This window comes from Actinoplanes sp. L3-i22, assembly GCF_019704555.1.
GTDB lineage: Bacteria > Actinomycetota > Actinomycetes > Mycobacteriales > Micromonosporaceae > Actinoplanes.
This window is the reverse complement of sequence record NZ_AP024745.1, coordinates 11,221,536-11,236,396: the sequence shown is the minus strand read 5'-3', so window position 1 is coordinate 11,236,396 and position 14,861 is coordinate 11,221,536. Positions and strand designations below refer to the sequence as shown.

The window sequence follows — 14,861 nt, the reverse complement described above, 5'->3', positions numbered from 1 at the left end:
GATCTGGCACCGCAGAAGGCGAAACAGCAGGCTGCGGCAGGGAACGACAACCGGTGCGACGCGACTGCCAGCGAGATCGGCTACAGTCCCCCGCGTGTTGTCGATCGACGGTGTGAGCGACCTCTGGGACCAGCTTCTGGGCGCCCAGCCCGACCCGCCCGGCCTGCTGGTGGCTCTCACCGCGGTGGCCGGCCTCCTCGCGGTGGCGTTCCGTCCCGCCTGGCGGGTGGCCCGGAACGCGGTGACCATCGCGCACGAGGGTGGTCATGCCCTGTTCGCGCTGCTGACCGGCCGCCGGTTGCGCGGGATCCGGCTGGAGTTCGACACGTCCGGCCTGACCCTGTCGTCGGGGCGCCCGACCGGCATCGGCATGGTCCTGACCCTGCTCGGCGGCTACATCGCGCCGTCACTGGTCGGGGTGCTGGGCGCGTGGCTGCTCGGCGGTAACCGGATCACGCTGCTGCTCTGGCTGGCGGTGGCGCTGCTGCTGCTCATGCTGATCAACATCCGGAACCTGTTCGGGGTGATCTCGCTGCTGGTCACCGGCGCGATCGTGTTCGCGGTGTCCTGGTACGCGTCGCCGGAGGTGCAGTCGGCTTTCGCGTACGCGGGCGTCTGGTTCCTGCTGTTCGGCGGGGTGCGGCCGGTGTTCGAGCTGCAGAGCCTGCGCAGCCGGGGGCGGATGCGTGACTCGGACCCGGACCAGCTGGCGCGGATCACCCATGTGCCGGCGCTGTTCTGGGTCGGGGTCTTCCTTGCGGTCAACGTTGCTGCGCTGGTTGGCGGGGCGTTCCTGCTCGCCGGTCAGTGGCTCCCGGTGGCCGGCTAGCAGATCGGCGGGGCACGGGCGGGTTGTCCACAGCGTGGGTCTGTCCACAGGGCAGCCGCGTGATCTTTCCCGACTTCGCGATAATGGCATTGGGGCCGCCCCCCTGGGAGGGCGGGGGCCGTCTTTTTCGCGAATGCCTTCTTCGTGGACAGACCGGGATCGATCGCGGCTAACCGGGCATAGCCCGTAAAACCCTCAGAGCGGGATGTTCCCATGCTTCTTCGGCGGCAGTGACTCCCGCTTCGTCCGCAGCATCCGCAGCGCCCGCGTCACCTGCGCCCGGGTGTCCGACGGCCGGATCACCGCATCCACATACCCCCGCTCCGCCGCGATGTACGGATTCGCCAGCCGGTCCTCATACTCCTGAATGAGCTCGGCCCGCCGCCCCGCCGGATCCTCAGCCGACGCCAGCTCCCCCCGGTACAGGATGTTGACGGCACCTTGCGCGCCCATCACCGCGATCTGCGCGGTCGGCCAGGCGAAGTTCATGTCCGCGCCGAGGTGCTTGGAGCCCATCACGTCATACGCCCCGCCGTACGCCTTGCGGGTGATCACCGTGATCTTGGGGACGGTGGCCTCGGCGTACGCGTAGATCAGCTTGGCCCCGCGCCGGATGATCCCGTCCCACTCCTGGGACGTCCCGGGCAGGAAGCCGGGCACGTCGACGAAGGTCAGCACCGGGATGTTGAACGCGTCGCAGGTCCGCACGAAGCGGGCGGCCTTCTCGCTGGCGGCGATGTCGAGCGTGCCGGCGAAGTGCATCGGCTGGTTGGCGACCACGCCGACCGGGCGTCCCTCGACCCGGCCGAAGCCGATCACGATGTTCTGCGCGTAGAGCGGCTGCACCTCGAGGAAGTCCTCGACGACCGTCTCGACCACGGTCTTGATGTCGTACGGCTGGTTCGGCGAGTCCGGCACCAGCGTGTCCAGGGCCAGGTCGGCGTTGCTGGAGGCGAGGTCGGCGTCCTCCTCGTAGACGACCGGCTCGTCGAGGTTGTTGCTGGGGAGATAGGACAACAGCGCGCGTACGTAGTCGATCGCGTCCTCTTCGTCGGAGGCCAGGTAGTGCGCGTTGCCGCTGCGCGTGTTGTGGGTGCGGGCGCCGCCCAGCTCCTCCATCCCGACCTCTTCGCCGGTGACCGTCTTGATCACGTCCGGGCCGGTGATGAACATGTGCGAGGTCTGGTCGACCATCACGGTGAAGTCGGTGATCGCGGGGGAGTAAACCGCGCCGCCCGCGCACGGGCCCATGATCAGGGAGATCTGCGGGATGACGCCGCTGGCCCGGACGTTGCGGAAGAAGATGTCGGCGTAGAGGCCGAGCGCGACGACGCCTTCCTGGATGCGGGCGCCGCCGGAGTCGTTGATCCCGATGATCGGGCAGCCGATCTTCATGGCCAGGTCGAGGACCTTGACGATCTTCTCGCCGAAGACCTCGCCGAGCGAGCCGCCGAAGATCGTGAAGTCCTGGGAGAACACGCAGATCTGCCGGCCGTCGACGGTGCCGTAGCCGGTGACGACGCCGTCGCCGTACGGCCGGTTCTTGTCCAGGCCGAAGGCGGTGGAGCGGTGCCGGGCCAGCTCGTCGAGCTCGACGAAGGAGTCCTTGTCGAGCAGCAGCTCGATCCGCTCCCGCGCGGTCTTCTTCCCGCGCGCGTGCTGCTTCTCGACGGCCCGCGCGGAGCCCGCGTGGACGGCCTCCTCGGAGCGGTTGGCGAAGTCGGCGAGCTTACCGGCGGTGGTGTGGATGTCGGGCTGCGTTGTCACGATGGTCTCCACGCTCGGCGGGCGGCGATGCACTCCGATGATCGTAGCCGCGGACCCGCCGCCGAAAGGGGGCGTCGCTGGGCGTCCGTTTCACACCCCTTGTCCCATTCGTTACGCCTCACGTGACGAACTGGATGACCGCGGCCGGGCTCGCCTTCATCGCGGGGGGCCTCGCCACACTGATCAGTTTCCGCGCTGTGCTGTTCGGCGCCGGGGACGATGACGAGGGCCAGGCCCGGGCCGCCGCGCCCCCGGAGCGCGAGCACCGCCCGCGGATCCCGGCGCCGCCGGCCCGGGCCCGCCGCGCACCGCACCGGGAGACCGGGTATCCGCAGGACGACGAGCCGCCGGTGGACAACGAACCGGGTCGTGGCCGCCGGCTCGCGGCCGCCTTCAGTGGGCGCTCCGAGGCGGACGCCGATCGGCGGCGCGGCCTGGCCTCGGTCGGCCTGGCCGAGGAGTCGTGGCAGGACGACCATTCCTGGTACGACGACCAGCTCCCGGACGAGGACGAGGACGAGGTCCCCGAGGAGGTCCGCGACTACGACTATCCGGAGGAGCCGGGTGAGCCCGGTCACGACGAGGCCTCCCGGTTCATCGACAACACTCCCTGGCGGCCCGAGCCCGGGCCGGCACCGGCGGAGGACGATTGGATACTGGTCAGCGAGTCCGGTGGGTACCAGGGGCCGCCGCCCCGCCCGGCCCCGATCGACCGCTCGGACCGCGGCTACGGCGACCGGATCAACGGCTGGGTCCGCCCGCGCTACCGGGATCTGGACGACCGGCCGCCGGCCGGCGACTACTGGACCCCGGTCCCGGACGATCTCTACGCCGATCCGGAGCCGTCGGCTCGCGGGTACGGCTGGCCGGTCCCGGTGGAGCGCCTTCCGTCCGTCCCCGACTACGAGTCGGCGACCGGTTTTGATCTGACTCCGGTGCAGGCGGCCGAGCCCACCACGCTGATGCCGAACTGGACACCGCCGGGTTCCGGGCACCAGATCCGGCTGCCCCGGTCCTGGGCGACGCGGGATGAGCAGGGGCGGGGCGGGCGTCGTACCGAAATCGGATTCAACCGTGCGGAACCCTCCTGGAACGACCCGTCGCGGCGAGGCCGCATCGCGGCCGACGCCGAACCGGCCCGGGACCGTGGCCCCCGGCCGCGCCCGCGCCCCCGCCCCGCCGCGGCCGAGTCCGACTCGTCCTACCGAAGCCGCCACGCCGCCGGCCCGCACGGTTGAGCGAGCCGGCCCGCGTGGTTGAGAGCGAGCCGGCCCGCGCGGTTGAGAGCGAGCTGGCCCGCGCGGTTGAGCAAGCGGGGGCCCGCACGGTTGAGAGCGAGCGGGCCCGCATGGCTGAGCAAGAGGGGCCGCACGGTTGAGGGAGCAGGCGGGACCGGGGCGGCCGGCCGGGTAGGAGCGGGAATAGGCTGCCGGAATGGCCGCATCCGGGTACACCGATCTGGACCGTCCGCCGCTCTCCGAGCGTGCCCTGACCCGGGCCCTGGTCCAGCCCGGCAGCCTCTGGTCGCGGATCGAGGTCCGCGAGGAGACCGGCTCCACGAACGCGGACGCCGCCGAGGCCGCCCGCGCCGACGCCCCCGAGGGGTTGATCGTGGTCGCCGAGCGGCAGGTCGCCGGCCGCGGCCGGCGGGATCGGCAGTGGCTGAGCCCGGCCCGCGCCGGGCTCACGCTGAGTGTGCTGCTGCGGCCCGCGGCCGCGAATCCGGAGCGGGACTGGCCGGCCGCCGAGCCCGGCACGTTCGGCTGGCTGCCGCTGCTGGCCGGGGTGGCGCTGGCCGGTGCGGTGTCCCGGGTGGCCGGCGTGGAAGCGACCCTGAAGTGGCCGAACGACCTGCTGATCGAGGACCGGAAGTGCGCCGGGATCCTGGCCGAGATGGCCGGTGACGCGATCGTGGTCGGCATCGGACTGAACGTGAGCACCCACGCCGAGGAGCTGCCGGAGACCACCGGTGTGCCGGCGACGTCACTGCGCGTGGCCGGCGCGGAGAGTCTGGACCGGGATCCGCTGCTGCGGGCGCTGCTGCGCGGGCTGGAGCGGTGGTACGGCGGCTGGCGCGAAGCCGGTGGTGACGCCGAGATGTGCGGGCTGCTCGGGGAGTACCAGCGGCTGTGCTCGACGATCGGCCGTCAGGTGCGGGTGCTGCTGCCCGGCGGCGGCGAGCTGACCGGCGAGGCGGCCACGGTGGACCGGGACGGGCAGTTGGTGATCCGTACGGTGGACGGCGCCGAACATCGCGTCTCGGCGGGTGATGTGCTGCACGTACGCTGACCGCGTGGCGTTCCCGGCGGAAGTTCTCACGGAGCAGGAGCAGGTCGTTCTCCACCTGCGCCCGCACGGCAAGTCGGTGGTCGGCCCGGCCCTGGTGGTCGTGCTGACCCTGGCCGGCTCGATCATGGCCTGGGTGCTGCTGCCGGACAATGAGGGCGGCCGGATCGGCCTGGGGCTGGTCGCCGCGATCATGCTCTACAACGGCATTCGGTACGGCGTTCTCCCGCTCACCCAGTGGCGCTGCACGCACTGGGTGATCACCGACGAGCGGATCCTCACGCAGCGCGGCGTCTTCGTCCGGCAGCGCCGGGACCTGCCGCTGAACCGGGTGAACGACCACGCGCTGACCCAGTCGCTGCTGGATCGGATGTTCGGCACGGGCACCCTGGTGATCGACTCGATCGGGGAGCAGAGTGCCCGGCTGGCCGGGGTCCCGCGCGCTCAGCAGGTGCAGACGACGCTGTACGAGCTGATCGAGCAGGCCCCGGAGGAGAAGGACGACGAGGACGAGCCGGAAGAGGTCAGCTCTTCAGCCGGGCGTCCAGCTCGGCCGCGCTTCCCGGCACGTCGATCGCGCTGAGCTCGGCGAAACCGGCGGTCGCGTCCATCTCGGTGATCGCGCCCTCGTGCCCGTCGACCGGCGGCTTGAGGAAGACGAACGTCCGGTACGCCCAGAAGCGGAAGATCGTGGCGATGCCGATGCCGACCACGGTGACGCCGAGGAACATCAGCTCGTCGGTCTCCTCGGAGAGGCCGAAGCCGTACTTCCCGACCGCGACCAGACCGGACTGGATGACCATGCCGATCAGGTTGAAGCCGAAGAACAGCGTGTACTCCCGGCGCAGCGCGGTCCGGGTGTGGTTCCGGTACGTCCAGTAGCGGTTCGCCAGGTACGCCAGCGTGGTGGTGATCACGGTGGCGACGATGCTCGACTTGACCGCGCCGATCGGCAGCGTCACCCAGAGGATCGCCATGTAGAGCAGGGTGTTCCCGGCTCCGATGATGGCGAAGGCGACGGCTTCGGGGGCGAGACGACGCAGGCGATCCGTCAGTGGTAGGGCGGAAGGCATTGGGCAACCTTACGGGGGCGAGGGCGAGAACGCCGAATCACGGAAGTGTGGGTGACGACGATGTCACACCGGGGTCCGGTCCATGTCGGGCCGGAAAACGAACTTCCGATAGGACCAGAAGCGGAAGATCGTACCGATCGCGGTGCCCACGAGCTGCCCCGCGATGTTGTCGGCGGCCTGGCTCCGCAGGGCCGGCCAGAAGTGGCCGAGGGCATAGTGGCTGATCGCCAGGCAGGCCAGGGCGATGCCCAGGCCGATCGCGTTCAGCACGAAGAACGTCGTGTACTGCCGGGCCATGTGGGTGTGCGCACCGTCGCGCCACGTCCAGAACCGGTTGCCGAAGAAGGCCAGCGTGGTGGCCACGATCGTGGAGATCGTCTTGGCGGTCAGGGTCTCACTGCCCGTGCTCAGCAGCAGGTTGAAGATGATCAGATCGACGCCGAACGCGATGGCGCCGACCGTGCCGAACTTGCTCGCCTCCCGGGCCAGGGCGCGTAGCCGGGCACGCATTCCGGCAGGCCGCGACGAGGGTGGGGGCACGCGACCGAATGTACCGCCGCCGGGCACTCCGTGCTGACCCCGTTGCACAGTCTCAACCAGCGGTACCGGCATGGTGACGTTGGCGGTACGGAACGTGACGGAAGCCGTCGATCTCGCGGATCTCGGCCAGCCGTCCCCGGCAGTCCGCGCATCGTCCCAGGTGGGTGCGCATCCGGTGGGCGTCGCGGGCGGCGAGCCGGCCGCGCACCTGGGGGCCGAGCCGGTCGCCGGCCCACCGGCACTCCGGGTGCTCGGCCACCGTGACGTGCTGCTGTAGATAGAGACTGCGCAGGCCCTCCCGCGCGCGGTGGGCGAGGACCGCGACCGCGTTCGGGGTGAGCCCCATCTGCGGGGCGAGCTCGGCCGGCGTGCTGCCCTCCACCTCGGTCTGCCAGAGCACGTCCCGCCAGCGCGGCGGGAGCTGCCGGAAGGCGGCCGCCGCGAAGCTGCGTTCCAGCTGGTCCAGCGCCGGGTCGGTGAACGGCTCGCCGGCGTCGTAGCGGCTCAGGTCGTCGGTGAACTCCAGCCGCCGGTCCGAGCGGGCGCGCTGGTAGCAGACGTGCCGCATGGTGGTGTGCAGGTAGGCGCGGAACGCGACCAGGGGGCCGCGGCCGGCCCGGAGCGACGCGAACACCTTGGCGAACGTCTCGGCGACCAGGTCGTCGGCGTCGGCGGTGTCGCGCGCCAGGCCGTACGCGAACAGGCGGGCCGCCGCCCGGTGGCGCTCGTAGAGCGTCCCGTAGGCGGCGGTGTCGCCGGCCCGGACGGCGGCGAGTAGATCCGTGTCCGAGTCCACGTCGTTGCCCGGGGTCGTCATTCCGCCTCCTGTGGCAGGAAATGCGTGGAAAGCCCGATTAGGTGAAAGTGTACGGCGCTATGTCCCTTTTGCGAAAGTTGTCGGGTGTGGCGGTGTGGCTGGCCCGACTGCGCGCTCGTGCGCTTTGCGGCGAAGAATCAATCGTCATTGCGCACCGCAACCAAAGATTGTGCGGTTGTCCACAGGTTCAGCCGATGAACTGCACGGGTGCGGGGCTTAACCTGATGTGACTCCCATGACAACAGCCGGTTTTTCTCCGGTTGCTCCGTCATTGGTCAGTGCCGACCGAAGGAGCTTCACTTTGTCTCACCCCCACACCTCGCATCCCCGTCTGCTGGCGTGGATCGACGAGGTCGCCGCCCTGACAACGCCCGACCGGATCGTCTGGTGCGACGGTTCGGACGCCGAGTGGACCCGGATGACCGACGAGCTCGTCGAGTCCGGCGCGCTGGTCCGGCTGGACCAGGAGAAGAAGCCCAACTCGTTCTGGGCCCGGACCGACCCGTCCGATGTGGCGCGGGTCGAGGAGCGCACCTACATCTGCTCGGCCGACGAGGCCGACGCCGGCCCGACCAACAACTGGATGCCGCCGGCCGAGATGAAGTCCCTGATGACGGAGCTGTACCGGGGGTCGATGCGGGGCCGGACGATGTACGTCGTGCCGTTCTGCATGGGCCCGCTCGACGCGGACAACCCGATGTTCGGCGTCGAGCTCACCGACAGCCCGTACGTCGTCGCCAGCATGCGGATCATGACCCGGATGGGGGCCGAGGTCCTGACCGCGATGGGCGACGACGCGGACTACGTGCCATGTCTGCACTCGATCGGCGCGCCGCTCGGCAAGCACGAGCAGGACGCCGCCTGGCCGTGCAACGAGACGAAGTACATCTCGCACTTCCCGGAGACCCGGGAGATCTGGTCGTTCGGCTCCGGCTACGGCGGCAACTCGCTGCTCGGCAAGAAGTGCTTCGCGCTGCGGATCGCCAGCGTGGCCGCCCGCGACGAGGGCTGGCTCGCCGAGCACATGCTGATCATGAAGCTGACCTCGCCGGAGGGCGTGGTCCGCTACATCGCCGGCGCGTTCCCGTCGGCCTGCGGCAAGACCAACCTGGCCATGCTCGAGCCGACTCTGCCGGGCTGGAAGGTGGAGACCGTCGGCGACGACATCGCCTGGATGCGCTTCGGTGAGGACGGCCGGCTCTGGGCCACCAACCCGGAGTTCGGGCTGTTCGGCGTCGCGCCCGGCACCGACTTCCACACCAACCCGAACGCGATGCGCACGCTGGCCAAGGGCAACTCGGTCTTCACCAACGTGGCGCTGACCGACGACGGCGACATCTGGTGGGAGGGCATGGGCGAGCCGCCCGCGCACCTCACCGACTGGAAGAACCAGGACTGGACGCCGGAGTCGGAGGCGCCGTCGAGCCACCCGAACAGCCGGTTCTGCACCCCGATCGAGCAGTGCCCGATCCTCGCCGACGAGTACCACGACCCGCGCGGCGTGCCGATCGACGCGATCCTCTTCGGCGGGCGCCGCAAGACCACGATCCCGCTGGTCACCGAGGCCCGGGACTGGGTGCACGGCGTCTACCTGGGGGCCACCCTGTCCAGCGAGACGACCGCGGCCGCGGTCGGCCAGGTCGGCGTGGTCCGCCGCGACCCGATGGCGATGCTGCCGTTCATCGGCTACCACGCCGGCGACTACTTCCAGCACTGGATCGACATGGCCAAGGGCGCCTCCGGCGACGCGGCCAAGCTGCCCAAGGTCTTCTACGTGAACTGGTTCCGGCGGGACGCGGACGGCGGGTTCCTCTGGCCCGGCTTCGGCGAGAACAGCCGGGTGCTCAAGTGGGTGATGGACCGGCTGGACGGCAAGGGCGACGCGGTGGAGACCGCGATCGGGCACGTCGCCACCCCGGCCGCGCTCGACGTCACCGGCCTGGACATCGACCCGGCCGCCCTGGAGGCGGTGCTGCGCGTCGACAAGGACGAGTGGCTCGCCGAGTTGCCGCAGATCACCGAGTGGTTCGAGAAGTTCGGCGACAAGCTGCCCGCGGTGCTCTGGGCCGAGCTGGACGCGCTGCGCGCACGCCTGGCCGACGCCTAGGGACGCGGTCCGCGCCCGCCCGCAACGGCGCGGGTGGGCGCGGCCGGCTTTCTATAACGCTTTCGACAAGGTCCGTCACCCGGACGGCCCACGAGGTCATGGCACGAACAGGTTTATCCAGGCCCGGATGGTTCCACCGCACACCGTCGCCGCTTGAGTGCGCGGCGAACATGGCTACCCTTGCCGGTGATGAGTCTGCGCTCGCTGGTCTACAGGTTCTATGAACGGCGCCTCGCCGGAAAGCTGGTCGGCAAGCCGGTGCCCCGCCACGTCGGCGTGATGTGCGACGGCAATCGGCGCTGGGCCCGCGAGATGGGCTTCGTCGACCCCAACGACGGGCACCGCGTCGGCGCCGCCCGGATCAAGGAACTGCTCACCTGGTGTGATCAGGCCGGCATCGAGCACGTCACGCTCTACCTGCTGGCCACCGACAACCTGCGCCGCCCGGCCGCCGAGCTGGATCCGCTCGTGAAGATCATCGAGGATCTGGCCACCGAGCTGGCCGAGGAGGGCAATCCCTGGCGGCTGCGGATGGTCGGCGCGCTCGACATCCTGCCCGCGCCGACCGCGGCGACACTCAAGGCCGCCCAGGAGAAGACCCAGGACCGCTCCGGCGGCGTCGAGGTCAACATGGCGGTCGGCTACGGCGGCCGGCGCGAGATCACCGACGCGGTGCGCTCGCTGCTGCAGCAGCACGCGGCGTCCGGCGGCACCCTGGAGGAGCTCGCCGAGATCCTCGACGTCGAGCACATCGCCGAGCACCTGTACACCCGCGGCCAGCCCGACCCCGACCTGGTCATCCGGACCAGCGGCGAGCAGCGGCTGTCCGGCTTCCTGCTCTGGCAGTCGGCGCACTCGGAGTTCTACTTCCACGACGCCAACTGGCCGGACTTCCGCCGCATCGATTTCCTGCGCGCGCTGCGCTCCTACGGCAGCCGCCAGCGTCGTTACGGCGCTTAAGACCCACAAACACGATTGCGACGTACGGCGTCAGCCCCGGTCCCGGCCGAGCGGGCCGGCTCGGGCGCGCCCATCGTCCGTACCGCGGAAAACCCGGCGGCGAACGGCGGACCGCGCCCACCGTTCGTACCGTCGAATCGGGTTTTTAGAAGCGGTCCAGGCCCTCGGTGAGGAATTTCACGACGGCGCCGGGGGAGTCGAGGGTCAGGTCGGCGGCGTTGGAGACCTCCGCGCCGGTCTCGTCGTTGGCGATCGCGATCGCCATGCCGAAGAAGGCCGGGTCGACCGCCTCCCGGGCACGCAGCGCGTCGAACGCCTTGACGTCGGACATGTCGTCCCCGAAATACCACGCCGAGCCGGTGTCCCGGACGGCCTCGGTGATCACCATGCCCTTGTCCTGGTCGACCGGGGGCTTCAGCTCGACCACCATGCGCCCGCGCTGGATCAGCAGCCCGTGCTCCTCGGCCTGCTCCAGGGCCCACTTCTCGACCTGGGCGGCGCGCGCCGGGTCCTTGCGGTAGTGCAGGGCGACGGCGAGCCGTTTGTACTCCACCTCGACCGGGCGTTCCAGTTCCGCGCGGGCGGCCTCGGCCAGCCGCTGCATCGGCTCCTGGTAGCTCAGCGCGGCCGGCTTCGTCACCACCTGGCCCTCGTGCCACACCTCCAGCCCGTAGAGGCCGAAGAGGTCGACGTGCGCCAGCGACCCGAAGTGCGAGTGCAGGAAGGTGACCGGCCGGGCCGAGACGATCGCCACCCGGGCGACCTTTGCGGCCAGACGGTCCAGCACCTCCGGAATTCCGGCCACCGGCCGGGAGCTTTCCGGGTCCTCGGTGATCGGTGAGAGAACGCCGTCGAAATCGAAGAAGAACGTGGTCCTCGACGCGTCTCGGGCGGTTCGCGCCCAGGCGTCGTCAGCGCTCGCGGGATGGGTCGGACGCTCGGTCTCTGCCACGTCGCCAGACTACCCGTGGCGGGTGACCTTTTATGCCCGGTGGAATTCGCGTGGGTCGAGCGTCACTCGGCGGTGCCCGATTTTGCGCACTACCGCGGGAGGCAGTTGACCGCTAGCGTTTGTGTCATGGCACGGGGTTATCCCGGGCCAGCCGGTCGGCCCGGACCTGCGATTTCATGCGCCACAGGGCCCGCAATCCGTCCCTGTGCATGTGCCGGCGACCGGAGGTGGCGGACCGCGGGTGGCGGGTTGCACGCCCGCTGGAGCAGGCCTGTGACATCTCGCCGTACCGATGCCGGTGTCGCTTCTTCTTCCGACCCGGCCGACAAGGTCACCAGGACTCGTGCCACGACGTCCCGCCGCAAGGTGCGGGACCGGCACGCCGACGCCGAGCCGGCCCCCGCCGGCAAGGTCTTCGTCCTGGACACCTCGGTCCTGCTGTCCGACCCGGCGGCGTTCCGCCGGTTCACCGACCACGAGGTGATCGTGCCCCTCGTGGTCATCTCCGAACTGGAGGACAAGCGTCACCACCCCGAGCTCGGCTGGTTCGCCCGGCAGTCCCTGCGGATGCTGGACGAGCTGCGGATCAAGCACGGCCGCCTGGACCGGCCGGTGCTCTGCAACGACGAGGGTGGCACCCTCCGCGTCGAGCTCAACCACGCCGACCAGAGCGTGCTCCCGCAGGGCTTCCGCAACGACTCGAACGACACCCGGATCCTCTCGGTGGCGCTCGGGCTGCTCGCCGAGGGCCGGGACGTCACGCTGGTCAGCAAGGACATGCCGCTGCGCGTCAAGGCCGCCTCGGTCGGGCTCACCGCCGACGAGTACCGGCACGGCCAGGCCAGCGACCCCACCTGGACCGGCATGTCGGACCTGGAGCTCGGCGAGGAACAGGTCAACGCGCTCTACTCCGGCGACGAGCTGGCGGTCGACGAGGCGGACACCCTGCCCTGCCACACCGGCCTGGTGATCCACTCGCCGCGCGGGTCGGCGCTGGGCCGGGTCACCCCGGAGAAGACGGTGAAGCTGGTCCGCGGCGACCGGGACGCGTTCGGTCTGCGCGGCCGCTCCGCCGAGCAGCGGATCGCCCTGGACATCCTGCTCGACGAGCAGATCGGGATCGTGTCGCTCGGCGGCAAGGCCGGCACCGGCAAGTCCGCGCTGGCGCTCTGTGCCGGCCTGGAGGCGACCATGGAGCGCAATCGCCACAAGAAGGTGATCGTGTTCCGCCCGCTCTACGCGGTCGGCGGTCAGGAGCTCGGCTACCTGCCCGGCAGCGAGTCGGAGAAGATGTCGCCCTGGGCGCAGGCGGTCTTCGACACGCTCGGCGCCGTGGTGCACGCGAACGTGGTCGACGAGGTGATGGCCCGCGGTCTGCTCGAGGTGCTGCCGCTGACCCACATCCGCGGCCGCAGCCTGCACGACGCGTTCGTGATCGTGGACGAGGCGCAGTCGCTGGAACGCAACGTGCTGCTCACCGTCCTCTCCCGGATCGGGCAGAACTCCCGGGTGATCCTGACGCACGACGTCGCGCAGCGGGACAACCTGCGGGTCGGCCGGCACGACGGGGTCACCGCGGTCATCGAGGCGCTGAAGGGGCATCCGATCTTCGCGCACGTGACCCTCACCCGTTCGGAGCGTTCCCCGATCGCCGAGGTGGTTACCGACCTGTTGGAGGACATTCCCCTGTGAGGTGACGCCAGCGCGGATCTTTTGTCCCGAATGTAGGGAAAATTTCGGTGACTAAAGTCACAGATCCGCGCTGGCATTTCCCATCCCCGTCACGCTGCGCCATGGTGTCTGGCGAGCACCAAGCCGTGGCTGTGACGTTGAGGATCGCGTCGTCGGCCGGCCGGACCCCTCGCGGGGCCGCGGTGCTCGCGGCACGACCACTGCGCTGAGCAGCGCGAGTCGTGCCGCGTCATTGCCCCCGACGAAGGGATCCTTCGTGAATCGGCTCTGGAGCCGGCTCGGAGTGCGCACGGCATCTGTCGGTCTGCTGGTAGTGGGCCTCAGCGGTGGTGTGTACCTGGGCAAGGACCGGGACGTCCAGCAGCAGAGCGACGCTTCCCAGCTCGTCATGCAGGCGAACGCGGAAGAGGTCTCGCTGCTCAAGGAGCGCCAGGCCGACCACGCCGCGGCCCGGGCGTACCGGCGTTCCGCGGAGGACGCCGCCGCCGCGAAGGCCGCCGTCGAGGCCAAGGCCGCCGCGTCCAAGGCGCACACGCTGGAGAAGAAGGCGATCGCCGCGGCGGCCGCCGAGAAGCAGGCCGCGGCCGAGAAGAAGGCCGCCGAGTCCGGCGGGGCGGTGCCGTACACCGGCGACATCCCGTCCTCGTGCAGCGAGTTCTCCGGCAGCCGGGGCGTCGGCTGCGCGCTGATGCTGGACGCCGGCTTCAAGATCGACCAGTTCCCCTGCCTCGACAAGCTGTGGAAGCGCGAGAGCGGCTGGAACTACAAGGCCACCAACACCGGTTCCGGGGCGTACGGGATTCCGCAGGCGCTGCCGGGCAGCAAGATGGCCTCGATCGCCAGCGACTGGAAGACCAACCCGGCCACCCAGATCAAGTGGGGTCTCGGCTACATCGAGGGTCGTTACGACACTCCGTGCGGCGCGTGGAACCACTCGGAGAGCGTCGGCTGGTACTGACCCTCCCTTGGGGCACGCTTCGGTAACGGGGCCGCGCGGCAAAGCCGTTCGGCCCCGTTCCATTGTGATCAAATGTCCGTATGGTCCGAAATGTCGCCTTGCTTGTCCTGGCGGCCGCCGTGGCGGTCGTCCTCGCCGCCGGTGACAGCCCGGCCCGCGCGGGCGTCGGCGGACCACCGATCCTCGAAGTGGTCGGCGGCAACGTGGCCAAGACCGGCGAGTTCCCCTGGACGGTCCGGCTCTCGATGGGCTGCGGCGGCACCCTCACCGCGCCCCGGGTGGTGCTCACCGCCGGCCACTGCGTCGGCCCGACCGGCCCGAACACGAAGATCCTGGTGACCGCCGGGGTCGCCGACCTGAAAGCCCGCAACGCGGTCACCGCGCACTCCGTCGAGGTGATCCGCGCGCCCGGCTTCACCACCGAGACCCGCGGCAACGACTGGGCGGTGGTCAAGCTCGACAAGCCGCTCGGCCTACCCACCCTCGACCTGGTCCCGGACGCGAGCAGCGACCAGGGCGAGGTCACCGTGATGGGGTGGGGGCTGACCAAGGAGGGCTCGCTGCGCCAGGAGCAGCGGCTGCACTACGCGACCGTGCCGACCATCGGCGACGACGCGTGCGCCAAGGCGTACCTGGCCGCGAAGGTGACCCTGGTCAAAGAGGACTCGATCTGCGCCGGGCGGCACGGGGTGGACACCTGCCAGGGCGACTCCGGCGGGCCGATGGTCCGGCGCGGGCCGGACGGGCGGTGGGCCCAGGTCGGCATCGTGAGCTGGGGGCTGGGCTGCGCCCGGGACGCCTATCCGGGGGTTTACACCCAGATCTCCAAGTTTCGTACGGCGATCCTCGCCGCCACCCGCAAAGTCTCCTGACCCGCGCA

Annotated in this window: 14 protein-coding genes; 9 read left to right on the top strand and 5 right to left on the bottom strand. The window is 70.3% G+C overall.

Annotated features, from left to right (window positions below; translation table 11 throughout):
- Positions 1–94 precede the first annotated feature (94 nt).
- Complete coding sequence (locus L3i22_RS49805; protein WP_221324373.1) at positions 95–829, top strand: M50 family metallopeptidase; 735 nt, start codon at positions 95–97, stop codon at positions 827–829.
- 195 nt (positions 830–1,024) lie between these two features.
- On the opposite strand, the gene L3i22_RS49800 is transcribed toward L3i22_RS49805, so the two are convergent.
- Positions 1,025–2,596: an acyl-CoA carboxylase subunit beta gene (locus L3i22_RS49800; protein WP_221324372.1), complete on the bottom strand. Its 1,572-nt coding sequence runs from the start codon at positions 2,594–2,596 to the stop codon at positions 1,025–1,027.
- A 122-nt stretch (positions 2,597–2,718) separates the two neighbouring features.
- On the opposite strand from L3i22_RS49800, the gene L3i22_RS49795 reads away from it, so the two are divergent.
- The 3 genes from L3i22_RS49795 (at position 2,719) to L3i22_RS49785 (ending at position 5,465) form a co-directional block, all read left to right on the top strand.
- Positions 2,719–3,834, top strand: coding sequence for a hypothetical protein (locus tag L3i22_RS49795; RefSeq protein WP_221324371.1), 1,116 nt, complete (start codon positions 2,719–2,721; stop codon positions 3,832–3,834).
- Positions 3,835–4,030: 196 nt separating this feature from the next.
- Complete coding sequence (locus tag L3i22_RS49790; protein WP_221324370.1) at positions 4,031–4,885, top strand: biotin--[acetyl-CoA-carboxylase] ligase; 855 nt, start codon at positions 4,031–4,033, stop codon at positions 4,883–4,885.
- Positions 4,886–4,889: 4 nt separating this feature from the next.
- Positions 4,890–5,465: a PH domain-containing protein gene (locus tag L3i22_RS49785; RefSeq protein WP_221324369.1), complete on the top strand. Its 576-nt coding sequence runs from the start codon at positions 4,890–4,892 to the stop codon at positions 5,463–5,465.
- On the opposite strand, the gene L3i22_RS49780 is transcribed toward L3i22_RS49785, so the two are convergent.
- The 3 genes from L3i22_RS49780 to L3i22_RS49770 form a co-directional block, all read right to left on the bottom strand.
- A complete protein-coding gene (locus L3i22_RS49780; RefSeq protein ID WP_221324368.1) occupies positions 5,407–5,955 on the bottom strand; it encodes a GtrA family protein in 549 nt (182 codons plus the stop codon). The genes L3i22_RS49785 and L3i22_RS49780 overlap by 59 nt on opposite strands.
- Positions 5,956–6,018: 63 nt before the next feature.
- The gene (locus tag L3i22_RS49775; RefSeq protein WP_221324367.1) at positions 6,019–6,465 is read right to left on the bottom strand and encodes a GtrA family protein; all 447 of its coding nucleotides are present in this window, start codon (positions 6,463–6,465) and stop codon (positions 6,019–6,021) included.
- Positions 6,466–6,547: 82 nt separating this feature from the next.
- The gene (locus tag L3i22_RS49770) at positions 6,548–7,312 is read right to left on the bottom strand and encodes a sigma-70 family RNA polymerase sigma factor (RefSeq protein ID WP_221324366.1); all 765 of its coding nucleotides are present in this window, start codon (positions 7,310–7,312) and stop codon (positions 6,548–6,550) included.
- Positions 7,313–7,613: 301 nt separating this feature from the next.
- Between L3i22_RS49770 and L3i22_RS49765 the strand changes: the two genes are divergently transcribed.
- Positions 7,614–9,419, top strand: coding sequence for a phosphoenolpyruvate carboxykinase (GTP) (locus tag L3i22_RS49765; RefSeq protein WP_221324365.1), 1,806 nt, complete (start codon positions 7,614–7,616; stop codon positions 9,417–9,419).
- Positions 9,420–9,608: 189 nt separating this feature from the next.
- On the top strand, positions 9,609–10,379 hold the full coding sequence (locus L3i22_RS49760; RefSeq protein ID WP_221324364.1) for an isoprenyl transferase: 771 nt from the start codon (positions 9,609–9,611) through the stop codon (positions 10,377–10,379).
- Positions 10,380–10,524: 145 nt separating this feature from the next.
- On the opposite strand, the gene otsB is transcribed toward L3i22_RS49760, so the two are convergent.
- Positions 10,525–11,331 (bottom strand): trehalose-phosphatase, encoded by an 807-nt coding sequence (gene otsB / locus L3i22_RS49755; protein WP_221324363.1) that lies wholly within the window; start codon positions 11,329–11,331, stop codon positions 10,525–10,527.
- A gap of 273 nt (positions 11,332–11,604) precedes the next feature.
- On the opposite strand from otsB, the gene L3i22_RS49750 reads away from it, so the two are divergent.
- The 3 genes from L3i22_RS49750 to L3i22_RS49740 all read left to right on the top strand — a co-directional run bounded on the left by L3i22_RS49750 (position 11,605) and on the right by L3i22_RS49740 (position 14,853).
- Positions 11,605–13,023, top strand: coding sequence for a PhoH family protein (locus tag L3i22_RS49750; RefSeq protein WP_221324362.1), 1,419 nt, complete (start codon positions 11,605–11,607; stop codon positions 13,021–13,023).
- Between the two features lie 256 nt (positions 13,024–13,279).
- Complete coding sequence (locus L3i22_RS49745; RefSeq protein ID WP_221324361.1) at positions 13,280–13,981, top strand: lytic transglycosylase domain-containing protein; 702 nt, start codon at positions 13,280–13,282, stop codon at positions 13,979–13,981.
- Between the two features lie 80 nt (positions 13,982–14,061).
- Complete coding sequence (locus tag L3i22_RS49740; protein ID WP_221324360.1) at positions 14,062–14,853, top strand: serine protease; 792 nt, start codon at positions 14,062–14,064, stop codon at positions 14,851–14,853.
- Positions 14,854–14,861: the final 8 nt, after the last annotated feature.

Coding starts and splice junctions, on each gene's coding strand:
- L3i22_RS49780 (WP_221324368.1), bottom strand. CDS start 5,955: ATGCCTTCCGCCCTACCACTGACGGATCGCCTGCGTCGTCTCGCCCCC.
- L3i22_RS49790 (WP_221324370.1), top strand. CDS start 4,031: ATGGCCGCATCCGGGTACACCGATCTGGACCGTCCGCCGCTCTCCGAG.
- L3i22_RS49770 (WP_221324366.1), bottom strand. CDS start 7,312: ATGACGACCCCGGGCAACGACGTGGACTCGGACACGGATCTACTCGCC.
- L3i22_RS49775 (WP_221324367.1), bottom strand. CDS start 6,465: ATGCGTGCCCGGCTACGCGCCCTGGCCCGGGAGGCGAGCAAGTTCGGC.
- L3i22_RS49740 (WP_221324360.1), top strand. CDS start 14,062: ATGGTCCGAAATGTCGCCTTGCTTGTCCTGGCGGCCGCCGTGGCGGTC.
- L3i22_RS49760 (WP_221324364.1), top strand. CDS start 9,609: ATGAGTCTGCGCTCGCTGGTCTACAGGTTCTATGAACGGCGCCTCGCC.